Annotated in this window: 25 protein-coding genes; 10 read left to right on the plus strand and 15 right to left on the minus strand. The window is 61.2% G+C overall.

Features of this window, described 5'->3' with window-relative positions; genetic code table 11:
* Nucleotides 1-6 precede the first annotated feature (6 nt).
* Both NN484_RS08390 and NN484_RS08395 read right to left on the minus strand, forming a co-directional pair.
* The gene (locus tag NN484_RS08390; RefSeq protein WP_215499576.1) at nt 7-243 is read right to left on the minus strand and encodes a DUF2789 family protein; all 237 of its coding nucleotides are present in this window, start codon (nt 241-243) and stop codon (nt 7-9) included.
* Nucleotides 244-289: 46 nt separating this feature from the next.
* Nucleotides 290-565, minus strand: a complete 276-nt coding sequence (locus tag NN484_RS08395; protein ID WP_252191429.1) for a hypothetical protein — start codon at nt 563-565, stop codon at nt 290-292.
* A gap of 424 nt (nt 566-989) precedes the next feature.
* Here NN484_RS08395 and NN484_RS08400 point away from each other — a divergent pair, with 424 nt between their 5' ends.
* From NN484_RS08400 to NN484_RS08410, 3 genes are all read left to right on the plus strand, one after another.
* On the plus strand, nt 990-1,439 hold the full coding sequence (locus NN484_RS08400) for a hypothetical protein (protein ID WP_215499578.1): 450 nt from the start codon (nt 990-992) through the stop codon (nt 1,437-1,439).
* An 8-nt stretch (nt 1,440-1,447) separates the two neighbouring features.
* Nucleotides 1,448-1,645: a hypothetical protein gene (locus NN484_RS08405; protein ID WP_274658872.1), complete on the plus strand. Its 198-nt coding sequence runs from the start codon at nt 1,448-1,450 to the stop codon at nt 1,643-1,645.
* A 129-nt stretch (nt 1,646-1,774) separates the two neighbouring features.
* Complete coding sequence (locus NN484_RS08410; protein ID WP_274658873.1) at nt 1,775-2,788, plus strand: ABC transporter substrate-binding protein; 1,014 nt, start codon at nt 1,775-1,777, stop codon at nt 2,786-2,788.
* 110 nt (nt 2,789-2,898) lie between these two features.
* Here NN484_RS08410 and NN484_RS08415 read toward each other — a convergent pair whose 3' ends face one another.
* Complete coding sequence (locus tag NN484_RS08415; RefSeq protein WP_274658874.1) at nt 2,899-5,031, minus strand: TonB-dependent receptor; 2,133 nt, start codon at nt 5,029-5,031, stop codon at nt 2,899-2,901.
* 92 nt (nt 5,032-5,123) lie between these two features.
* Nucleotides 5,124-5,513 carry a DUF2946 domain-containing protein gene (locus tag NN484_RS08420; protein ID WP_274658875.1) on the minus strand — a complete coding sequence of 130 codons (390 nt, stop codon included), beginning with the start codon at nt 5,511-5,513 and terminating at the stop codon, nt 5,124-5,126.
* Nucleotides 5,514-5,606: 93 nt separating this feature from the next.
* Between NN484_RS08420 and NN484_RS08425 the strand changes: the two genes are divergently transcribed.
* Complete coding sequence (locus tag NN484_RS08425) at nt 5,607-6,047, plus strand: DUF3995 domain-containing protein (protein WP_215499588.1); 441 nt, start codon at nt 5,607-5,609, stop codon at nt 6,045-6,047.
* A 95-nt stretch (nt 6,048-6,142) separates the two neighbouring features.
* On the opposite strand, the gene NN484_RS08430 is transcribed toward NN484_RS08425, so the two are convergent.
* The 7 genes from NN484_RS08430 to NN484_RS08460 all read right to left on the minus strand — a co-directional run bounded on the left by NN484_RS08430 (nt 6,143) and on the right by NN484_RS08460 (nt 13,356).
* Nucleotides 6,143-6,505 (minus strand): Na+/H+ antiporter subunit G, encoded by a 363-nt coding sequence (locus NN484_RS08430; RefSeq protein WP_127651466.1) that lies wholly within the window; start codon nt 6,503-6,505, stop codon nt 6,143-6,145.
* The gene (locus NN484_RS08435; protein ID WP_003225959.1) at nt 6,502-6,780 is read right to left on the minus strand and encodes a K+/H+ antiporter subunit F; all 279 of its coding nucleotides are present in this window, start codon (nt 6,778-6,780) and stop codon (nt 6,502-6,504) included. The genes NN484_RS08430 and NN484_RS08435 overlap by 4 nt, the downstream gene beginning before the upstream one ends.
* The gene (locus NN484_RS08440) at nt 6,777-7,265 is read right to left on the minus strand and encodes a Na+/H+ antiporter subunit E (protein WP_127651465.1); all 489 of its coding nucleotides are present in this window, start codon (nt 7,263-7,265) and stop codon (nt 6,777-6,779) included. Before NN484_RS08440 ends, NN484_RS08435 begins: the two co-directional genes overlap by 4 nt.
* Nucleotides 7,262-8,941 (minus strand): monovalent cation/H+ antiporter subunit D, encoded by a 1,680-nt coding sequence (locus tag NN484_RS08445; RefSeq protein WP_274658876.1) that lies wholly within the window; start codon nt 8,939-8,941, stop codon nt 7,262-7,264. The genes NN484_RS08440 and NN484_RS08445 overlap by 4 nt, the downstream gene beginning before the upstream one ends.
* Nucleotides 8,938-9,282 (minus strand): Na+/H+ antiporter subunit C, encoded by a 345-nt coding sequence (locus tag NN484_RS08450; RefSeq protein WP_025111393.1) that lies wholly within the window; start codon nt 9,280-9,282, stop codon nt 8,938-8,940. The genes NN484_RS08445 and NN484_RS08450 overlap by 4 nt, the downstream gene beginning before the upstream one ends.
* On the minus strand, nt 9,282-12,200 hold the full coding sequence (locus tag NN484_RS08455; RefSeq protein WP_274658877.1) for a monovalent cation/H+ antiporter subunit A: 2,919 nt from the start codon (nt 12,198-12,200) through the stop codon (nt 9,282-9,284). Before NN484_RS08455 ends, NN484_RS08450 begins: the two co-directional genes overlap by 1 nt.
* Nucleotides 12,201-12,417: 217 nt before the next feature.
* The gene (locus NN484_RS08460; RefSeq protein WP_274658878.1) at nt 12,418-13,356 is read right to left on the minus strand and encodes a DMT family transporter; all 939 of its coding nucleotides are present in this window, start codon (nt 13,354-13,356) and stop codon (nt 12,418-12,420) included.
* An 85-nt stretch (nt 13,357-13,441) separates the two neighbouring features.
* Between NN484_RS08460 and NN484_RS08465 the strand changes: the two genes are divergently transcribed.
* Nucleotides 13,442-14,005 carry a helix-turn-helix domain-containing protein gene (locus tag NN484_RS08465; RefSeq protein ID WP_215499595.1) on the plus strand — a complete coding sequence of 188 codons (564 nt, stop codon included), beginning with the start codon at nt 13,442-13,444 and terminating at the stop codon, nt 14,003-14,005.
* Nucleotides 14,006-15,400: an FAD/NAD(P)-binding protein gene (locus tag NN484_RS08470; RefSeq protein ID WP_215499597.1), complete on the plus strand. Its 1,395-nt coding sequence runs from the start codon at nt 14,006-14,008 to the stop codon at nt 15,398-15,400.
* A gap of 157 nt (nt 15,401-15,557) precedes the next feature.
* On the opposite strand, the gene NN484_RS08475 is transcribed toward NN484_RS08470, so the two are convergent.
* Nucleotides 15,558-16,292 (minus strand): substrate-binding periplasmic protein, encoded by a 735-nt coding sequence (locus tag NN484_RS08475; protein ID WP_274658879.1) that lies wholly within the window; start codon nt 16,290-16,292, stop codon nt 15,558-15,560.
* A gap of 281 nt (nt 16,293-16,573) precedes the next feature.
* Nucleotides 16,574-17,947 carry a nucleotide 5'-monophosphate nucleosidase PpnN gene (ppnN, locus tag NN484_RS08480; RefSeq protein WP_127651458.1) on the minus strand — a complete coding sequence of 458 codons (1,374 nt, stop codon included), beginning with the start codon at nt 17,945-17,947 and terminating at the stop codon, nt 16,574-16,576.
* A gap of 223 nt (nt 17,948-18,170) precedes the next feature.
* Between ppnN and NN484_RS08485 the strand changes: the two genes are divergently transcribed.
* Entirely contained in the window at nt 18,171-18,698 is a 528-nt protein-coding gene (locus NN484_RS08485) for a DUF3087 domain-containing protein (RefSeq protein WP_215499601.1), read from the plus strand.
* On the opposite strand, the gene NN484_RS08490 is transcribed toward NN484_RS08485, so the two are convergent.
* Nucleotides 18,695-19,081, minus strand: coding sequence for a DUF2784 domain-containing protein (locus NN484_RS08490; RefSeq protein ID WP_215499603.1), 387 nt, complete (start codon nt 19,079-19,081; stop codon nt 18,695-18,697). The two genes, NN484_RS08485 and NN484_RS08490, sit on opposite strands and share 4 nt — an antisense overlap.
* Nucleotides 19,082-19,233: 152 nt before the next feature.
* Here NN484_RS08490 and NN484_RS08495 point away from each other — a divergent pair, with 152 nt between their 5' ends.
* From NN484_RS08495 to NN484_RS08505, 3 genes are all read left to right on the plus strand, one after another.
* Nucleotides 19,234-19,932 (plus strand): AzlC family ABC transporter permease, encoded by a 699-nt coding sequence (locus tag NN484_RS08495; RefSeq protein ID WP_127651455.1) that lies wholly within the window; start codon nt 19,234-19,236, stop codon nt 19,930-19,932.
* Entirely contained in the window at nt 19,932-20,243 is a 312-nt protein-coding gene (locus NN484_RS08500) for an AzlD domain-containing protein (RefSeq protein ID WP_177327350.1), read from the plus strand. The genes NN484_RS08495 and NN484_RS08500 overlap by 1 nt, the downstream gene beginning before the upstream one ends.
* Nucleotides 20,244-20,309: 66 nt before the next feature.
* Entirely contained in the window at nt 20,310-20,459 is a 150-nt protein-coding gene (locus NN484_RS08505; RefSeq protein WP_164747892.1) for a hypothetical protein, read from the plus strand.
* Between the two features lie 48 nt (nt 20,460-20,507).
* On the opposite strand, the gene NN484_RS08510 is transcribed toward NN484_RS08505, so the two are convergent.
* Nucleotides 20,508-20,780, minus strand: a complete 273-nt coding sequence (locus tag NN484_RS08510; RefSeq protein WP_127651453.1) for a hypothetical protein — start codon at nt 20,778-20,780, stop codon at nt 20,508-20,510.
* Nucleotides 20,781-20,889: the final 109 nt, after the last annotated feature.

Genomic DNA, 20,889 nt, shown 5'->3' on the forward strand with positions numbered 1-20,889 from the left:
CATTGATTAACGGCCGTCGTGCAAGCGTACGTTCAACTCATCGACCATCATCGCTTCCTCGCCGTCGGCGCGCAGCCATTCCTTCAGAAGTTGTGCCTGTTGCGGCGTCCAGAATTCGGCATCGATCAGTTTGGTATTGGCGTCCAGCGGATGCGCTTCGATGAAGTCGTCGATTGCGTTGCCCTCCGATGGCAGTCCGAGTTGGTCGAACAAGGTTTTCAGATCATATGCAGGCAGTTCCATCGTGTACTCCTTTTGCGTGTGCCGGAATGGCGCTGTCGCTCGCTCTTTATCTGAGGCAGTCGTTGGGCAAGAGTTCGATTCGTGCTTCAAGCGAGCGGGCTAGGGCACAGGCTGCGTTATGATCTTCGCGGAAACCTCTTACACGACCGGTAGACGATTCCTTGATATGAAAGAACGCATTACCGGCCGGGACGACCTGGAAGCGCGGTGTGTTGGCGCTTTGTGCGTAGTGCGCAAGCTCCGGTATATCGGCTGCGTGCAACACGAAAGGCGCGTCGATGCTGGCGTTGGAGGGGCAAGCAAAGTGAGTCAGAGTGCACATATGAAGTCCTTTTCATGAGTTGGCCGACGTTTACTGGTCGGTTCGGGTAGTCGTAAGGAGCATCGCTGCTCTAGAATCGCCAGTGCCTGTTGGCGACAGGTGCCTATCTAAAGCAATTTTTTACGGGCGATATGTCGGAAAAGGGCTTTTTTTCGTCAGTTTTTTCCCTAAAGTTTGTAGTCAGTCTTCGCTACGCTTAAGTGAAGATTTTTCCTTCAAGGCCTGGCGAACGTCGAGGCAAGTTTCTCGCGAGACTTTCCAGTAGTCTTGCGAACTCGCGATGAATGGGCGTTCTGCTTGATTCAGGTTTAGTGGAGTCATTGGGTAACAGCATCGGCCTGGCCGTTTTTTTTGCCGTGCGCGTCTTTGCGCAGGGTACTTTTTCAGATGTGGGGATGTTTCTTTGGCAGTCAGTAATCTCGATATGCATGCTTTGTTCGTGCTGGGTGATTTGCGTGCAAAGCTGGTCAAGCTGTTCCAATCGCGTTTTGTTTACATCACCGAACAGAACGCCGAAGGCATTTACGTGGCCGAAATCGACACCGAAAGTGCGTTGGTGGTCGATGACAAACCGGGCCTCAAGCTCAAGGTAGGTGATCATTTCAGCGCCTCGGTCCTGCCCAGCCGTGAAGGCGGCAAGATGGACATCCGTTTTCGCGAGATCAAACTGACGGTCTATGGCCTGGGCGATTACGCCTTTGTCGAAACCGCCGAGGGTCACGCGATCCTGTTCAAGGAAGGCCACAGCGTGGTGACGGTGTTTGCCGCGCATCAGCAATTGCAGGAAGGCCTGACCAAGACCCTGAAAGCCGTCACCGGCAAAGCGGCGAAGTGGCGCAAAGGCGAACTGGTCACGTTCAAGGCCAGCGAGTGATCGGTGGCTTGAGTCGCGCCGACTTCCATTCGCAGAACCTCGACCGTGCGCGTGAGGAAGCCTTGCGCTTGTTCAACGCCAAAGCCGAATTGCAGGGGGGCTGGCTGAATTGGGTGGCTGCGCAGATCTATACCTTGCGGCCTGCGGAATACGCCAGCATGGTCAGACGCGAGCTGCAAAGCTTGCAGGAAAAGTCTGAAACATAACCTCGTCGGGGATTGGCTCCCTGAAAAAGCAGGAACCTCGGCTACAGTCAGTTGACTGAGTATTCAGAGGCTTGCGGTCTTCTGTCAGGCCGTCCTGCTATTGCTGTGAACAGCACGAGGTGCAAAAGCATGAAAGGATTTCGACGGTTACTGGCCGCCAGCGTGGTCACGTTCGGTGTGCTGACGTCCGCGCAATCGATAGCGGCAGCGCAGGCGCCCATCCATTTTGCCGACCTGAACTGGGAAAGCGGCAGCCTGATCACCGATGTCCTGCGGATCATCGTCGAGAAGGGTTACGGGCTGCCGACCGATACGCTGCCCGGCACCACCATCACGCTTGAGACCGCGCTGGCCAACAATGACATTCAGGTCATTGGCGAGGAGTGGGCCGGGCGCAGTCCGGTGTGGGTCAAGGCCGAGGCGGAGGGCAAGGTCGCCAGTCTCGGTGATACGGTCAAGGGCGCCACTGAAGGCTGGTGGGTGCCGGAATACGTGATCAAGGGCGACCCGGCCAAGGGCATCAAGCCGCTGGCGCCGGATCTGCGCAGTGTCAGTGATCTGAAGAAATACAAGGATGTGTTCAAGGACCCGGAGAACCCGAGCAAGGGCCGGTTCCTCAACAGCCCGATCGGCTGGACCTCGGAAGTGGTCAACAAACAGAAGCTGACCGCGTACGGCCTGCAGGACGACTACACCAACTTCCGCAGTGGTTCCGGTGCGGCGCTGGACGCCGAGATCAGTTCTTCGATTCGTCGGGGCAAACCGGTGCTGTTCTATTACTGGTCGCCGACGCCGCTGCTGGGCAAATTCAAACTGGTACAGCTCGAAGAGCCGCCGTTTGATGCCGAGGCGTGGAAGACCCTGACCGATGCCGACAATCCCAATCCGAAACCGACCCGTTCGCTGGCATCGAAGCTGTCGATCGGGGTGTCTACGCCGTTCCAGAAGCAGTATCCGCAGATTGCCGAATTCTTCAGCAAAGTGGATTTCCCGATTGCGTCGTTGAACAAGGCACTGGCCGAGATGAGCGAGAAACACACCGCGCCACGGGAAGCCGCGGAGGCGTTCATGAAGGCGCATCCGCAGGTGTGGCAGGCGTGGGTGCCGAAGGATGTGGCGGATAAGGTATCCGCCAGTTTGTGACACTGCTCTTGTAGGAGTTGCCGCAGGCTGCGATCTTTTGACTTTGGCCTTTGAAAATCAGATCAAAAGATCGCAGCCTTCGGCAGCTCCTGCAGGGCATCGGGTTAGGGTCAGAACTTCGTCTGCACCGCCAATTCAAAGGTACGCGGCGTGCCCAGGTAGTAAGCCGGCGACACATGCGCAAACTCGGCATACACCTCATTGGTCAGGTTGCGCACCCGGCCGGTGACGGTGGTGTGCGAGTCGACCTTGTAACTGAGGAAGCTGCCGAACAACGTGTACGACGGCACGGTCATGGTGTTTGCCGTGTCCGCATACACCGACGCCACGTACCGCGCATCGACCCCCCCTTGCCATTGCGGCGAAAAATCATAAGTCAGCCACAGGTTGCCCACCCGGTCCGGGACGTTGGTCGGTGTGTTGCCCTTGCGCGATACCACCACGCCGGCAGCATTCTTCTCGGTGAAGTCGTCGTACTGCGCATCGACCCAGGCGAAGTTGCCTTCGGCCAACAGCTGGTCGGTGATTCGCAGGGAGCTGGCGATCTCGATGCCCTTAGAGGTTTGCTGGCCCACCGGAATGCTGCTGGTCGGGTCCAGCGGATCAGTCACGGCGAAGTCCTTGCGTTCGATGGTGTAGGCAGCCACCGTCGCCGAGCCGCGGCCGTTGAGGTAGTCGAATTTACTGCCGATTTCCCATTGTTTACCGGTCGACACATCGAAGTCCTGAGTGCTGTTCGGTTGTTCGGCGGCGGTGCTGTATTGCACGTAGACGTTGGCCGAAGGGATGAACTGATAGGTCAGGCCGGCGCGTCCGGTGACGGGTTCCCAGCTGCGCTTGAGGTGTTTGGGGTTGGACGCCGTCACCGTGCGGTGGTTGGTCACGTCGAGGTCGATGTCGTCGTAACGCAGGCCGGTCAGCAGTGCCAGTTTGTCGGTCAGGGCCAGGCGGTTTTCAACGAACAGCGCCTTGGTCGTGACTTCGTTGGTCTTGTCGCTGATCAGCGCCGGGTGGGTGCCGGGGATGTCGTAGAAATGCCCCGGCCGATAGTTGTTCGGATCGACCGTGCTCGCACCTTTGATGTTCAGCGGCGAGTTGGTGGTCTGGTTGACCTTGTATTCGAAGCCACCGGACCAGGTGGTGTCGAGGCCGAGCAGGGTGTTGTCGTGGCGCAGTTCGAACTGGTTGCCGTTCTGCTCGCCCTGATGTCGTACCTGATACGCGGTGGAGCGGTTCACCGCCGTGTTGTCAGCGTTGTACTGATAGGTTTCGAGGTTGCGGTAATCGCGCTGGCTGTCGAGGTGATACAGCGTGTTGCGCAGGGTGGTGTTGTCGTTGATCCGGTAGTCGATGATCGAGCGTACCCAGATCGTGCGCTGTTCATAGCGACCGTCCTCGACGTTGTAGTTGTTGAAGCGGTTGTGTTTGTCGATCTTCAACTCGCCGGCCTTGGGATTGAGCACCGGGGTTCCCCAGTACGGGCTGTCTTCGTGTTCGTCCTGATATTCCAGAGCCAGGGTGTGCGACAAATCCGGCGTAAGGTCGCTGAGCAACGAGAACGCCACGCTCCAGGCGTCGCGTTCCTGGCGGTCGATATAACCGTTGCTGGTGTTGTGGCTGACGTCCAGGCGCGCGTAGTGCTGCACATCGGCGCTCGGGTCGGTGAGTGCGTGGTTGAGGCCGAACGCGGTTTCGGTGGTGTCGTAGCTGCCGTAGCTGACGCGACCTTCGACGGCTTGCTCGTCGCGGGTCGCCAGTTTGGTCACGTAGTTCAGCGAGCCGCCCACCGAGCCTGCGCCGTTGATCAGCGACGACGGGCCGCCCACCAGTTCGACTCGATCATAGATCCAGGCATCCACCGGCCGGGCGAGGCCGCCGGAGACGTTGATGCCGTTGAACATTTGGGTGATCTGGCTGCTGGTGAAGCCGCGATAGGAGACGAATCCGCCAAAGCCTGGCGGTGCGCTGGCATTGACCCCGGGCAGGCTGTTGGCAGCGTCCTGGAAGTTCTGCGCGCCGTGGCGTTCGATGTCGTTGCGGTTGGCGATGGCCACCGAGGCTGGCGTATCGCGTACGCTGAGGCCGAGGCGCGAGGCCATGCCGCTGGATTGATCGAGGCTCAATCCCGGCTCGGCGCCGGATTCGCCGTCGATGGTGATCGGCGCCAGATCCACGGTGGATTGCGCCCAGGCGTTAAGGGACAGGCAGCCGCAAAGGCTCGCCAGCAGAGGAATATGTTTCATCGTTGAATCCTGAATGCTTGTCTAGGAATCAGCGCACAGGCGAACGCCGCGCGTTGGCGCAGTGGGCTGAACAATCAAAAGGGCAAAGACACTCAGGCGAGCGGTGGGGCGCGAGGATTGGCCGAAGGCCAGGTGAAGCGGGCAGGGAGGTTGGCGCTGACGCCGGGCGCCAGCGGCGGGCTGTGTTGTTCCGGCAGGACTGCCAGGGTCAGGCTGGAGTTGAACGCCGGGCCCATGCCGCCGCCGACCGAGCACAGCGGACAGCCGAACGCCTTGGACAGGGTCGGCAGTTTTTCTTCGGTGGGATTGTTGGTCAGCGGCGCTTGAGTGGCCGGATCGACCGTACAGAACTGGCCGCCGATGCCGTTGAGTTGCATCCCGACCATTTGCCCGTGACCGATGCTGCAGGCGAACACGTTGAACAGGACGCAGCAATAAAGCATCCAGGCCAGCAGTGAACGATCGGAACGGGTGAATTTCATGGGGCGGCACTTTACCGTACCGCTGATCGGTCGTGCACTTCAAAAAAAGCCGACTAGGATGATTTGTTCAAATCCCCTGAAAGGATTTCAACCATGACCTTTGTGATGGCTCAATGGCTGGTGACGATTTTTGCAGTGATCGCCCTGGTGCATGTGTATTGGGCGCTGGGTGGACAATGGGCGGCGGTCGCGGCGGTGCCGCAAGTGCCGGTGCAAGGCTTGGTGGTGACGGTGCGACCGGCGTTCAAACCGTCAGGCTGGATCACCTTGCTGGTGGCAGCTGCGTTGTTGATGATTGCCGGGTTGGTGTGCATGCGGGTCGGCTGGGGAATGGCGGCGGTGCATCACCCAGCGTTGCAATGGGTGATCAGCGCGATTGCGCTGTTGATGTTTGCCCGGGCGATCGGCGATTCGAATCTGGTGGGTTTTTTCAAGGAGGTGAAGGATTCACGGTTTGCGCGGCTGGATACCTGGGTGTACTCGCCGTTGTGTCTGGTGTTGGGGGCGGGGTTGTTGGCGGTGGCCTGGGTCTAGAAAAGCAAGATCAAAAGATCGCAGCCTTCGGCAGCTCCTACGGGGGTTCGCATTCCAATGTAGGAGCTGCCGAAGGCTGCGATCTTTTAATGGGGTCAGCGACCGCTCTCGGTCCTGCGACTGCTCACCTCGGCTGGCACATCATCCCCCGCCATGCGCTTGCGGAACAACGCCGCCCGCGCCAGCAGCAGGGTGGTCACCGGCACGGTAATCGCCAGCAGAATCGGGATCAGCCAGGCGTGCAGCACCGGCCCCGATTTCAACGCCGAGAAACAGATGATCGACGCCAGCGCCACGCACCACGCACCCAGCGTCGAAGCCAGTGCTGGCGGGTGCATGCGCTGGAAGTAGTCCTTCATGCTCAGCAATCCGGTCGCGCCGATCAGGGCGAATACGCCGCTGAGCACCAGCAGGATCGCCACCGGAATCTCGACCCACAGCGACAATTCAGCATTCATTCGATCACCTCGCCACGCAGCAGGAATTTCGCCAGGGCAAACGAGCCGACGAAGCCGAACAGCGCGATCAGCAGCGCCGCCTCGAAATAGGTGTCACTGGAATAACGGATGCCCAGGGTCAGCATCATCAGCATGGCGACGATGTACAGGTAGTCCAGAGCGAGAACCCGATCCTGCGCCGACGGCCCCTTGAACAGGCGGATCAGGGTCAGGACCATCGCCAGCGAGAACAGGAACAGCGTCAGCAGAATTGCGTTCGACAGCAGCGGGCTCATTCGAAAATCTCCATCAACGGCTGCTCATAGGCAGTCTTGAAGTGGTGGATGAAGTGCGCCTCGTCATCCAGATCCCAAACGTGCAGCAGCAGGATGCTGCGATCCAGCGCCAGCTCCGACCACACGGTGCCGGGCACCACAGTGCAGATCATCGCCAGTGCGGCCAGACCGTTGGCGTCGCGCAGGTCCAGCGGCACTTTGACGAAGCGCGAACGCGGTGTCCGGCGACCGGCGTTGAGTACACCCCAGGCGACGATCAGATTGGACATCACCACGTCGCGCCCCACCAACAGGAACAGGCGCAGGATCGTCAGCGGCCGGCGAATGCGCACCTGTTTCGGACGCAGCTTGCGCATCATCAACGGTGCGGCAAACCCCAGTATTGCGCCGAGCAACAGGTTGCCCGGGCTGACTGACAGGTTCAGCGTCAACCACAGCACCCACAACGCCAGTGACAGCAACGGAGCCGGAAACACGCGCTTCATGGCTGCACCTCCAGCATCGCGGCTTTGGCTTCCGGGCTTGGCACGGCGCGGGTGCCGAGCACGGCCATCACGTATTGCTGCGGATTATTCAGCGCTTCGGCGGTGGCCTGGGTGTAACGCAGCAGCGGCTCGGCCCTGAAGGTCAGGGCGATGCTCAGCCCCAGCAGCAGGAAGATCGGCGCGCATTCGAGTTTGCGCAGCAGCGGCGAAGGACGCTCCTCCGGCGTCCAGAAGCGCTGGATACCCATACGCGCAAAAGCCATCAGCGAGGCCAGCCCCGACAAGATCAGCAGCGCCAGCAACGCCCATGAAGCGTTGGAAACCGGCGCATCGGTGCCCAGCCCCAGTGGGTTGAGCAGGGCGCCGATCAGGCTGAGCTTGCCGATAAACCCGGACAGCGGCGGCATGCCGATGATCAGCAGCGCACAGGCGATGAAGCTCAGGCCGAGAAACGCCATGGTCCACGGAATGACCTGACCGACCACGGCTTTCTGTTCGTCGTCGAGGTTGATGCCTTTGGGCGGTTGCAGGGATTCCTGCGGGCGCGGCAACAATTCGCTTTCGTCTTCCAGCGGAATCTCGTTGGCCGAACGCGAGCGCTCGATCAATTCCGCCAGCAGAAACAGCGCGCTCAGCGCCATCGTCGAGCTGACCAGATAGAACAGCGCCGCGCCGATCAGGTTCGGCTGGGCGAAACCCACCGCCGACAGCAGAATCCCCGCCGACACCAGAATGCTCAGGCTGGCCATGCGCTCCAGACGTTGTGCGGCGAGAATCGCCAGCGCTGCGCAGGCCATGGTCGCCATGCCGCCGTAGATCAGCCAGTCGCCACCGAAGAATGCCGAAGCGCCGGCCTGGCCGGAGAACAGCAGTGTCCACAGACGCAGCAGGGTGTAGACGCCAACCTTGGTCATGATCGCGAACATCGCCGCCACCGGTGCGCTGGCTGACGAATAGGCCGGCACCAGCCAGAAGTTCAGTGGCCACATGCCGGCCTTGGCCAGGAACGCCACCGCGAGAATCCCCGCGCCGGCGTGCAGCAAGCCACGGTCGGCTTCCGGCACCAGCGGAATCTTCAGCGCCAGATCGGCCATGTTCAGGGTGCCGGTGACGCCGTAGATCAGCGCCGCGCCGATCAGGAACAGCGACGAGGCCAGCAGGTTGATCGAGATGTAATGCAGCCCCGACGAGACCCGCGCCCGACCCGAACCGTGCAGCAACAGGCCATAGGAGGCGGCCAACAGCACTTCGAAGAATACGAACAGGTTGAACAGGTCGGCGGTGAGGAACGCGCCGTACAGGCCCATCAACTGGATCTGGAACAGCGCGTGGAAGCTCGACCCCGCGCCGTCCCAGCGCGCCATGGCGAAGAGCAGGGCGCTGACACCAATGATGCCGGTCAGCACCAGCATCAATGCCGACAGACGATCGACCACCAGCACGATGCCGAACGGCGCCTGCCAGTTGCCCGGCAGGTACACGCCGATGGAACCGGGCACGCCAGTGGTTTGCGTCCACTGCAGCAGCATCACCGAAATGAACAGGCCGACGAGGCTGGAGAACAGATTGATTTTCGCCTTCAGCGGCCGGTGCTTCTCGCCGAGCATCAACATGATGGCGGCGGTCAGCAGCGGCAGCAGGATCGGTACGGCGATCAGGTGAGTCATCGCCATCATTCCTTGGGCTCCCGGCCGTCGACGTGGTCGGTGCCGGTCAGGCCCCGCGACGCGAGCAGCACCACCAGAAACAGCGCGGTCATGGCAAAGCTGATGACGATGGCGGTCAGCACCAGCGCCTGTGGCAGCGGATCGGTGTAGTGCAGCAGATCCTGGACCACGCCGTCCTTGATCACCGGCTCCTTGCCGATGAACAGGCTGCCCATGCTGAAGATGAACAGGTTGACCGCGTAGGACAGCAGGCACAGGCCCATGACTACCTGGAATGTCCGTGGCCGCAGCACCAGCCAGACACCGGACGCGGCGAGTACGCCGATGGCGATTGCGATGACTTCTTCCATCAGACGGCTCCTTTGCTGGCGACGGACTTGGGCAGCGACGCGGTCTTGTGACCACGCACCGATTGGTGGGCGAGGGCGGTCAGGATCAGCAACGTCGAGCCGACCACCACGGCGTACACGCCGATATCGAAGAACAACGCACTGGCGATATGGATGTCGCCCAGTAGCGGCAACTCGAAATGCCAGGTGTGAGTAGTGAGGAACGGATAACCGACCGCCATCGCGCCGAGGCCGGTAGCCGTGGCGAACAGCAGACCGGTGCCCATCCAGCGCAGTGGTCGCAGGCTCATTTGCGCTTCGACCCACTGCGTCCCGGCAACCATGTATTGCAGGATGAACGCCACCGACATCACCAGACCGGCGACAAAACCGCCACCCGGCTGGTTATGGCCGCGCATGAACAGGTAGAACGACACCACCAGCGCAATCGGCAGCAGCAGGCGCACCAGCACTGCCGGCACCATCATGAAACCGAGCGCGGTGTCGCTGGCGGTACGCGGGTTGACCAGATCGGTGACCACGTCCGGCGCGAGCAGGCGTTGCTGGGCCGGCAGTTGCAGGCTTTCTTTCGGCGGGCGGAAGCGTCGCAGCAGGGCGAACACGGTCAGGGCCACCGCCACCAGCACGGTGATTTCACCGAGGGTGTCGAAACCCCGGAAGTCCACCAGCATCACGTTGACCACGTTGCTGCCACCGCCCTCGGGCATGGCGCGGCTGAGGTAGAACGACGAGATGTCGTTGGGCGTCTGGCGGGTCAGCATCGCGTAGGACAGCAGCGCCATGCCGGCGCCGACGGCAATCGACAGCAGCAAGTCGCGCAGACGGCGGATGCGCGCCTTGCGCAGGCTGCTCGGCAGTGGCGAGACTTCTTCGATGCGTCGTGGCAGCCAGCGCAGACCGAGCAGGATCAGCACCGTGGTCACCACTTCGACCGCCAGTTGCGTCAGGGCCAGATCCGGCGCCGAGAACCAGACGAAGGTCACGCAGGTCATCAGGCCGCAGACGCTGACCATGGTCAGGGCGGCGAGACGGTGATACTTGGCCTGCCACGCGGCGCCGAGGGCGCAGGCGATTGCCAGCAGCCATAGGGTAACGAACACGATGGAACCCGGAATCTTCGGCCGGTCGCCCCAGCTCAGGCTGCTGTGCAGCATCGGGATCAGGCCGGCGAGGACCGCCGCCAATACCATCAGGAACAGTTGCATCTGCAGGCGTCGGGTGCCGAGTCGGCGTTCTACCCGGCGGGCCAGGCGCATCATCATCACCAGACTGCGTTCGAACAGACGCTTGCCGTTGAAGCGACCCACCAGCGGCGGGTATTTGAAACGTCCACGCTTGAGTTGGTTGCGCAGCAGCAGGTAGACCACGATGCCGCCGGACATGGCGATCAGGCTCATGATCATCGGTGCATTGAGGCCGTGCCAGATCGCCAGGCTGTACTCCGGCAGCGTGCCGCCCACCACCGGCAGCGCGGCGGCCGCAAGCAGCGGGCCGACCACTTGCGCCGGGAAGATCCCGACGACCAGGCAGGTGAACACCAGCAGCTCCACCGGCGCGCGCATCCAGCGCGGCGGCTCGTGCGGGGTGTGCGGCAGGTCGGTGGCCGTCGGGCCGAAGAACACATCGACGGTGAAGCGCAGCGAGTAGGCGACGCTGAAGGTCCCTGCGATGGTCGCGACAATCGGCAGCGCCGCTTCGACCCACGCCGTGGCGTTGATGAACACGGTTTCGGCGAAGAACATTTCTTTCGACAGGAAACCGTTGAGCAACGGCACGCCGGCCATCGACGCACTGGCCACCATCGCCAGCGTCGCGGTAAACGGAATCAGTTTGATCAGGCCGCTGAGCTTGCGGATATCGCGGGTGCCGCTCTCGTGGTCGATGATGCCGGCGGCCATGAACAGCGAAGCCTTGAAGGTCGCGTGGTTGAGGATGTGGAACACCGCCGCGACTGCCGCCAGCGGACTGTTCAGGCCCAGCAGCAGGGTGATCAGGCCCAGATGGCTGATGGTCGAGTAGGCCAGCAGGCCCTTGAGGTCGTTCTGGAACATCGCGCAATACGCGCCAAGCAACAACGTACACGCGCCGGCGCCGCTGACGATGTAGAACCATTCTTCACTGCCGGACAGCGACGGCCACAGACGCGCCAACAGAAAGACCCCGGCCTTGACCATGGTCGCCGAGTGCAGGTAAGCCGAAACCGGGGTGGGCGCCGCCATGGCGTGCGGTAGCCAGAAGTGGAAGGGGAACTGGGCGCTTTTGCTGAGGGCGCCGATGAGGATGAGGGGAAGCAGAATAGGGTAGAGGGCATGTGCGCGAATCTGATCGCCGGCGGCCAGGACCTTGTCCAGGTCATAGCTGCCGACGACATGGCCGAGGATCATGACCCCCGCCAGCAGGCACAATCCACCGGCCCCGGTGACCATCAGCGCCATGTAGGCGCCACGCCGGGCATCGGCGCGGTGGTGCCAGTAGCCGATCAACAGGAACGAGAAGAGACTGGTCAGCTCCCAGAAGAACACGATCTGGATCAGGTTGCCGGAGATCACCAGGCCGAGCATCGCGCCCATGAACGCCAGGAAAAAGGCGAAGAAACGCGGCACCGGGTCGTCCGGCGACATGTAGTAACGGGCATATAAAGAAACCAGGGTGCCGATGCCGAGGACCAGCATCGAGAACAGCCAGGCGAAACCGTCCATGCGCAGGACGAAGTTCAACCCCAGGCTGGGCAGCCACATGAATTCTTCGCGGATCACCCCGCCATGGGCGATTTGCGGATACAACAGCGCGACCTGCACGGTGCCGATCAGAGCGACCAGACCTGCCAACAGGGATTCGGTATTACGCGCGTTGTGTGGCAGCACCGCTGCCAGACAGCTGCCAATGAATGGCAGAAGCAGTAGAACTATCAGGGACATAGGCTTCTAATCTGCGGAAGTTTGTGAAGCATCATACGTGCCAGTTCCCCGATCACCAAACGCCAGGATGTCTCAGAATCCTACAAAGTAGTCTGGATATTTCTGTTTGGCTCTGTTTCCAAAGCGAAAAGATCGCAGCCTTCGGCAGCTCCTACAGGAAAACGCATTTCACAATGTAGGAGCTGCCGAAGGCTGCGATCTTTTGATCTTAAAGGTCTCAGCGCTCAGTCTCGCGCTCGAAATCCTCCAACGCTTCCTCCGAAGCCTTACCCTTGGTCTTCAACTCGCTGACAATCACCGCCGCCACAATCAATCCCGCGCCAACCAGGGCAATCGCCGGCAACCGCTCCCCGGCAATACGCCCGACAATCCCGGCCCACACCGGCTCACCGGCATAGATCAAGGTCGCCCGGGTCGGCGAAACACTCTTCTGCGCCCAGTTCATCGCGACCTGAATCGCCGCACTCGCCGCGCCCAGGCCCAGCGCCGTCACCAGCAATGTCCAGGAAAAGCCCGGAATCGCTTCCCCGGTCGGGACCACCAGCAGGAACGACAGCACCGACGTCACCGCCAGTTGCACCACGGTCACCCGGCGCACGTCGACCTGGCCGGCATAGGTGCTGATCAGAATGATCTCGGCGGCAATCGCGATGGCACTGATCAGCGTGGCAATTTCACCGGGACTGAAATTCAGCGAAGCCCCGGACGGCCCCGACAACAGCATCAAACCGGTAAACGCCAGCATGATGCCGATGCTTGGCATCAACCCCGGGCGCCGGCCCAGCACCAGCCATTGCAGCAACGGCACAAAGGGCACGTACAGCGCGGTGATGAAGGCCGACTGACTGCTCGGGATCGTTTGCAGGCCAACCGTCTGCAAGCCGTAACCGAGCATGATCGCCACGCCGATGAAGGCCCCGGCCTTGAGTTCGAACAGCGTCAGTTCGCGCAAGTGACGCCACGAAAACAGCGCGACGATGCAGGCCGCCGCGGCAAAGCGCAGGCCGACGAAGAACATCGGGCCGCTGGCGGTCATGGCGTGTTGCACCAGCAGGAATGTTCCGCCCCAGACCATGGTGATCAGTACCAGCACGCACTCGGCCTTGCTGAAGCGGGAGAAGCGAAGAGGCGTGGAGGAACCGTTTGCTGGCGTCATGAACTTGCGCACTATAAAAGGCAGGACGCACAATGCGTCCAACGTTGCGCAGTATACTGCCCAACCCCACCGAGTGAGCAATATAGTGCACAAAGATTCCAGCCAGCGGGCGTCCGTCCTGCAACACGTCAGCCAGAACGTTCGGCGCCTGCGCCACGCTGCCGACATGAGCCAGACCGCGCTGGCCGAAAAGTCCGGCGTCAGTCGGCGCATGCTGGTGGCGATCGAGGCCGGGGAAAAGAATGTCAGCCTGACCACCCTCGATCGCGTCGCCGAAGCCCTCGACGTGGCCTTCAGTGATCTGATTCAGGCGCCCGACGCCCGCGACCCGAGCCGCATCAACGAAGTGGCGTGGGCCGGCGCCATTCCCGGCAGCAAAGCGGTGCTGCTGTCCAAAGCCACGGCCACCCGCGAGGTCGAACAGTGGGAATGGTGTCTGCAACCGGGCGAGGTTTATCCGTCGCAACCGGATGCCGATGGCTGGAGCGAGCAGATTTACGTGTTCGAGGGCTGCTTGACCCTGATGCTCGGTGAGCAACGGCAGCAGATCGCCACCGGCGAGTTTTTCATGTTTGCCAGCAACCAGCCGCACGGCTATCGCAATGATGGCGAAGTGGCGACGCGGTTTGTGCGCAATGTGGTGATTTGAATGAGTCAGAGCGCAGACATCCTGATCATCGGCGGTGGCCTCAGCGGCACGATGCTGGCCGTGCAATTGTTGCGACTGCCCGGGCAGCGCAAGCTCCTGATCATCGAACCGCGCGCCGAACTCGGCCGCGGCGAGGCCTACAGCGCGGTCGAACTGGGCCATACGCTCAACGGCAATGCGGCGCGCATGAGTGTCGACCCGGACAACCCCGATGATCTGACTCAATGGCTGACCGCGCACATTGCCGCCGGTGGCTGGCCGGAATCTGCCGAGCAGGATGTGCCGGTCAGTGAGCTGTTCCCGCCGCGCGGGCTGTTTGGCGTGTATGTGCAACAGCGTCTGGCGGAGGCGCGGATCATCGGTGCGCGGCACGGTTCGACGGTCGAGCACGTGTGTGCCGAGGTCGTCGATCTGCAAGCCGCGGCCGATTCGGTGCAACTGACCTTGAATGATGGTCGGCGCATAAGCGCTGCCTATGCCGTGCTCGCCACCGGCATGTTCCCTGCCGCACGCACGCCGCAGAAAGACTCCAGTGGCCTCAATGCCGCTGCGCTCGATCCTTGGGATGTCGCGGCCATGCGCCAGCTGGATCCGCGATCAACCGTGCTGATCATCGGCTCCGGGTTGACCATGGTCGATGCGGTGGTCTCACTGGAACAGGCCGGGCATCGCGGGCCGATCGAAGTGTTTTCCCGTCACGGCCTGTTGCCGCATGTGCGGCGGCAACCGCCGGCCTGGGTAGATTTTCTCGCTGACGACCCAAGTATTCACACGCCCCGCCAATTGCTGCGTGAATTGCGCAAGCATTGCCGTGACGCCATCGCCCAGGGCATCGACTGGCAGGCGCCGCTGGACACGGTGCGGGCACATATCGGACGGCTCTGGAGTCAGGCGACTGATGTGCAGCGGCGACAATTCGTACGCCATGTGCGGCCGTGGTGGGAGAGTCATCATCACCGCTCGCCACCGTTGAGTGCGGCGTTGGTTGAGCGCTTGCACAGCGAGGGACGATTGCGGATACAGGCGGCGTCGTTCAAGGGGCTTGAACCTGCGACGGGCGATGGCGTGAGTATTCGAATTCGCCGCCGTGGTGAAGCCCAGACCTGTGTGGTGCAGGGGGCGGCGCTGATCAATTCCAGTGGCATCGAGTACGACTGGCGCCGCGTCGCACGACCGCTGCCGCAGCAGTTGCTGGCGCGCGGACTGGTAAGGCCGGGGCCGTTGGCGCTGGGGATTGCGGCGACGGTGGACGGAGCGGTGCTGGACGCGCAAGGGCAGGCCGGCAGCCGATTGTTCGCCATGGGGCCACCGCTTCGCGGAATGTGGTGGGAGAGCACGGCGGTGACGGATGTGGCGTTGCAGGCCAAGGCGTTGGCGGCGCGGTTGGTGGGTTGAGGGCCGTTGCGTCCTCCATTGACCGGATATTTCGACAGACACAGCACCTTGTAGGAGTGAGCCTGCTCGCGATGGCGTCGGCACATTCAACATTGGTGCGTTTGATCCACCGCCATCGCGAGCAGGCTCACTCCTACAGTTGAACGGTGCAGTTCAGTTATCTGGGCAAGTTATTCATCAGCCAGCGCTGGCGGATCTGCTCCAGGCGGCCATCGGTGCGCAAGGTTTCCAGTGCCTGTTGCCAGCGTGCGACCTGCTGTGGATCGGTCTGCAGCGAGAAGGCAATGTAAGTGTCCTGATGCATCAGCGAGATCTGATATTGCAAGCGCCCTGGTTCCATGCCCTGGGTGCGGGCGAGTGCGGCGGTGGACAGGGTGTCGGAGACCACGAAGTCGGTCCGGCCCAGGCTGAACAGACGCATCATCTGTTCAGGGGTTTCGACGCCGTCGAGGTTCTTCAGGTTTTGCTGTTGCAGGTAGCTGTAGATCAGCCATTTGCGCGGCACGCTGATGCGCCCCGCCTGATCGGCCTCCTGCAGTGAGCGTACCGGCGGTTGGCTGTAGGCGTGTCCGTAGAGGGCGGTTTCGACTTCGATCAGCGGCCCGACCCATTGGTAGCGCTCATCGCGCTCGTCGGTCCGCAGGACGGTGAATACCCCGGTGTTCGGGGTTTCGCTGGCGGTGCGCAGGGCGCGCAGTAACGGCACTTGTTGCAGGCTGATCCGGTCGCCGGTCTGTTCGGCCAGCGCGCGCACCACCTCCACGCCGTAACCCACCAGTTGATCGCCTTGCTGAAAATGCAGGGGGGGGTGGTTGTCGGTGAGCAGTTGCAGGTCTGCCGCATTGGCCGCCAGGGCCAGGCACGACAGCAGGCACGCGGCAATCCGTTTCATGAATCGTCCCTGAAAAAGCAAACGCGTAGCTTAGTACGCACGAGGTGTGGCTGTCCCGGGGAATCTGGGGGGCTTATGTGTCAGATAACAAGGCTGATCGGTAATGCCGGGTTCCTGCAAAACAACGGTGGAACGGAGCTTGCTCCTGAATGCGGTGGGTCATTCAAAGATGAGGCTGGCAGACCTGCCGCTTTCGCGAGCAAGCCCGCTCCCACAGGGAATGCAGGTGTTTGCGCAATGGTGGGCATCACACAAAACAACTGTGGGAGGGGGCTGAAAAATCAGGCCACCACGCGATAGCACGGCACATACGCCGCGCCGCCCGGCAGTTTCATCCGGTGTTGGGCGACGAAGGCTTTGAGCAGCGCATCGAGCGGTTGCATGATCACCGCGTCACCGCGGATCTGATACGGCCCGTGTTCTTCGATCAGGCGGATGCCCTTGTCCTTGACGTTGCCGGCCACGATTCCGGAGAACGCGCGGCGCAGATTGGCTGCCAGTTCGTGGGCTGGCTGGTCGCGGTGCAGCTTGAGATTGGCCATGTTCTCGTGGGTCGGATCGAACGGACGCTGGAAGCTTTCGTCGATCTTCAGCAGCCAGTTGAAGTGGAACGCGTCGTTGCGCTCGCGACGGAACTGCTTCACCGCCTTGAGGCCGGCGGTCATCTGCCGGGCGACTTCGGCCGGGTCGTCGATGATGATCTGATAGTGCTGCTTCGCGGCATCGCCGAGGGTGGCGGTGACGAACGCATCGAGTTGTTCCAGATACGGCGCGGCATGTTTCGGCCCGGTCAGGATCACCGGGAACGGCAGGCCTTCGTTGTCCGGGTGCATCAGGATGCCCAGCAGGTACAGGAACTCTTCGGCGGTACCGGCGCCGCCCGGGAAGATGATGATGCCGTGGCCGACACGCACGAACGCTTCCAGACGCTTCTCGATGTCCGGCAGGATCACCAGCTCATTGACGATCGGGTTCGGCGCTTCGGCGGCGATGATGCCCGGCTCGGTCAGACCCAGGTAGCGCCCGCCGTGAATGCGTTGTTTGGCGTGGGCGATGGTCGCGCCCTTCATCGGGCCTTTCATCACGCCGGGACCGCAACCGGTGCAGATGTCGAGGCTGCGCAGGCCCAGTTCGTGGCCGACCTTTTTGGTGTATTTGTATTCTTCGGTGTTGATCGAGTGACCGCCCCAGCACACGACGATTTTCGGCTCCACGCCCGGACGCAGGGTGCGCGCGTTGCGCAGCAGGTGGAACACGTAGTCGCTGATGCCTTGCGAAGTGCTGAGGTCGATGCGTTGGCTGTCGAGTTCGTTTTCGGTGTAGACGATGTCGCGCAGGGCGCTGAACAGCATCTCGCGGGTACTGGCGATCATTTCACCGTCGACGAAGGCGTCGGCCGGGGCGTTCAGCAGTTCGAGGCGCACGCCGCGATCCTGCTGGTGAATACGGATTTCGAAGTCCTTGTAGGCTTCCAGAATGGTTTTCGCGTTGTCGACATGGGCGCCGGTATTGAGGATGGCCAGGGCGCACTGGCGGAAGAGGGTGTAGGTGCTGCCGGATCCGGCTTCGCTCAGTTGCTGGACTTCACGTTGAGAAAGGGTTTCCAGGCTGCCTTTCGGGCTGACCGAGGCGTTGATTACGTGTCGTTGGGTCATGCAATGATCCTTAAAACGATGTCATTCCAATAGCTGGCAAATGGCATCCGAATAGTGTGTATCCATGAATGAAGATGGCACGATCTGCGCTATACCGCCATGTCCCCGTTGGACGCTGAAAAGATGAAAAGGGCTCCCAGCATAGCTAAATCGCGGAGAGAGGCGATAATGCGCAGCGAGTTTTTTCCGTTGCCCTTTTTATCGCTCAAGGAAGTCATGCCCGATGTTCGAGATTCAGCCGATGGACGCAGCAACGTTTCGCCAGCAGACCCGCCGCAGCACGCTGATCATTGCCGTGCTGTTCCTGGTGCTGGCGATGGTGTTTTCCACGGCAGCGGTCGCGCTGTTCGGCGAACCCGGTGGCGATAATCTGCGCTTCAACGTCGGCGGGGTATTCGTGGCGTTTCTGCTGACGGCGGCGCTGATGCGCGGGCAGTTCTGGCATCAGGCGTGGATGGCGCCGGCGGTCTATAGCTGGCGGCTCAAGCGCAGCCTGATGAGCGTGACCAACGTGATGCATCAGGTGACAGCGGCGGTGGAGCAGAGCGATCCGACGGCGATGAAAGTGCTGCGTTTCTATCATCTGGGGCTGACCCAGATGCATGAACTCGATGGCAACTCCAGTGATCATGCGCAATTGCACCGGGAAGTCGAAGCGCACAAGGAACGGATGCAGGCGCTGGGTCTGGATATCGACCAGAAGCGCCTGGACCCGGCCTGGTTGCAAGCCTTGAAACCGGCTGCGCGTTAAAACGGGATGCGGCTGGCGCGGCGCAGTTTCCACGAGCGGATCAGGCGCCCATAGACCAGCAGGTTGATCACCAGCACCACGCTGCCCAGTGCCAGCTGGATCTGCGGCGTCAGTCCGGCGGGGTAGATGATCGGCCAGATGTAGTGCTCGATGAAGCCGCCGGCGTATTCGGTCTGCCCGGCGGCGTGGCGCATCAGGTTTTCCCAGTAGGTCAGCGGACAGGTCAGGTGCAACACCTCGACCGCCACGCCCCACGCGGCGGCCGGCAAATGCAGCCACAGCACGCGCGGCCACTTGAGCACCAGCAGCCCGCCGAACAGCACGAACAGAATGAATGACAAATGAAACAGCACCAGCCCGTCGGCTGCGATTCGGTACAGCATGTCGTCTCCCTGACGCGATTGTGAAGGGCTCCATGGTACGCCGACAGCGGCGCCAGGGCGCTGCGATTTAGTGCAAGTGCGCAAGATTGTTCAAGCCGCGAACGGGCATTTACTGGCAGAGTCTGCGACCGTTTCCTCGGTTGAAGAGCGTTATGTCTGACTCACTTATGCCGCGCAGTGCGTTTCTTCGCGGCGCTGCGGCCATCATGCCGTTATCGCTGGCGACGGCGCCGTGGGGGCTGCTGGCCGGCTCCATGGCGATCGAAGCCAATCTCACGCCGCTGCAGGGGCAAGGCTTGTCGAGCATCGTGTTCGCGGGGGCTGCGCAACTGGTGGCGATCGGCATGCTCAAGGGCGGTGCCGGGGTTTTCTCGATTCTGCTGACCACGTTGCTGCTGACCTCGCAGCACTTGCTGTACGGGATGAGCATGCGTTCGGTGATTTCGCCGTTGCCCGGGCGCTGGCGCATCGGTCTGGGTTTTCTGCTCACCGATGAACTCTTCGCCCTGACCAGCCAGCATGACCGTCAGCAGTTCAATCGCTGGTACGCATTGGGTGTCGGCCTGACGTTCTACATCGCCTGGAACCTCTTCACTCTGGCCGGCATTGTATTGGGCAGCAGCATTCCGGGGCTTGAGCATCTGGGCCTGGACTTCTCGATTGCCGCGACGTTTATCGCGCTGATCACACCGGTGGTGCGCAACGTGCCGACTGTGGTGTGTGTGGCGGTGTCGTTGTTCTGCTCGGTGCTATTCAGCTATTGGCAGTGGGGCTCGGCACTGGTGCTGTCGGGGCTGGCCGGAATGACCGCAGGCTTTGTCTGCAACAAGCTGTATCGGGAGCGCACATGATGATCTGGGCAGTGATTTTTGGCATGGGGATTCTGGTGTTCCTCAACCGTTACGTGTTTCTCGAACCGCGTCTGCCGGTGCGTTTGAGCAGCAATGCACGGCAGTTTCTCGGGTTTGCCGTGCCGGGGATGTTGACGGCGATCTGCGGGCCCATCGTGTTCATGCCCGACAAGCAATTGAATCTGCAATGGGATAATCCGTATCTGCTTAGTTCGCTGGTGGCGATCGGGCTGGTGCTGTACACCCGCAATACTTTGCTCAGCATGCTATTGAGCATGGCGTTTTTCTTTTTGCTGCGCTGGTGGTTGTAAGTTGCAGCGGTGAAATTGTTCTACGCTTTAAGGATTCAGGTTTCTTGTTATGCAGGCGAGGTGGACATGACGACCGAGCAAGAGCGTCCGGACGAAGATGAAGACGAAGACACCGATGAGCCGACTGAAGAAGAGATCGAGCGTGAGAAGCGCAAGGAACAGACGTGGAAACACGACGATGACAAGGAGCTCACCGGGCCCGATGTGAAGTTCTGAAGCCCACTTGCAAAAAAGCCCCGCGATTGCGGGGCTTTTTCGTTGTTTTCAGAGGTCTTCCAGCTTCGGGAAGTCCGGGTGTGATGCCCGGTAGCCCAAGGTCCTGTCGATCCACGCGTTGAGTTCGTTGACCATCACCGGCGGGTGGCCGGGATAGTTTTCGAGGGTGGTGCGCAGGGTGCGTTCGATGTCCGGCACTGAACGCAGGTTTCGGGTCTTGATGTAGTGGCCGATAAAACAGTCGAGTTGAAAGCGTTCTGTCATCGACAGATAGATACACTCCAGGCCGTTGGCCTGTTTGATTGCAAAATCGTCGCGCAACTTAGTTCTCTGCAAGGCTTGTAAAGTTGTAGGGGATTCCTGGTTTGTTGACTCTTTGGTCAACGGTATGCCAACTGGAAATGCGGCGCGCATGCTATCCGTAGTGCAT

The organism is Pseudomonas serboccidentalis (assembly GCF_028830055.1).
GTDB lineage: Bacteria > Pseudomonadota > Gammaproteobacteria > Pseudomonadales > Pseudomonadaceae > Aquipseudomonas > Aquipseudomonas serboccidentalis.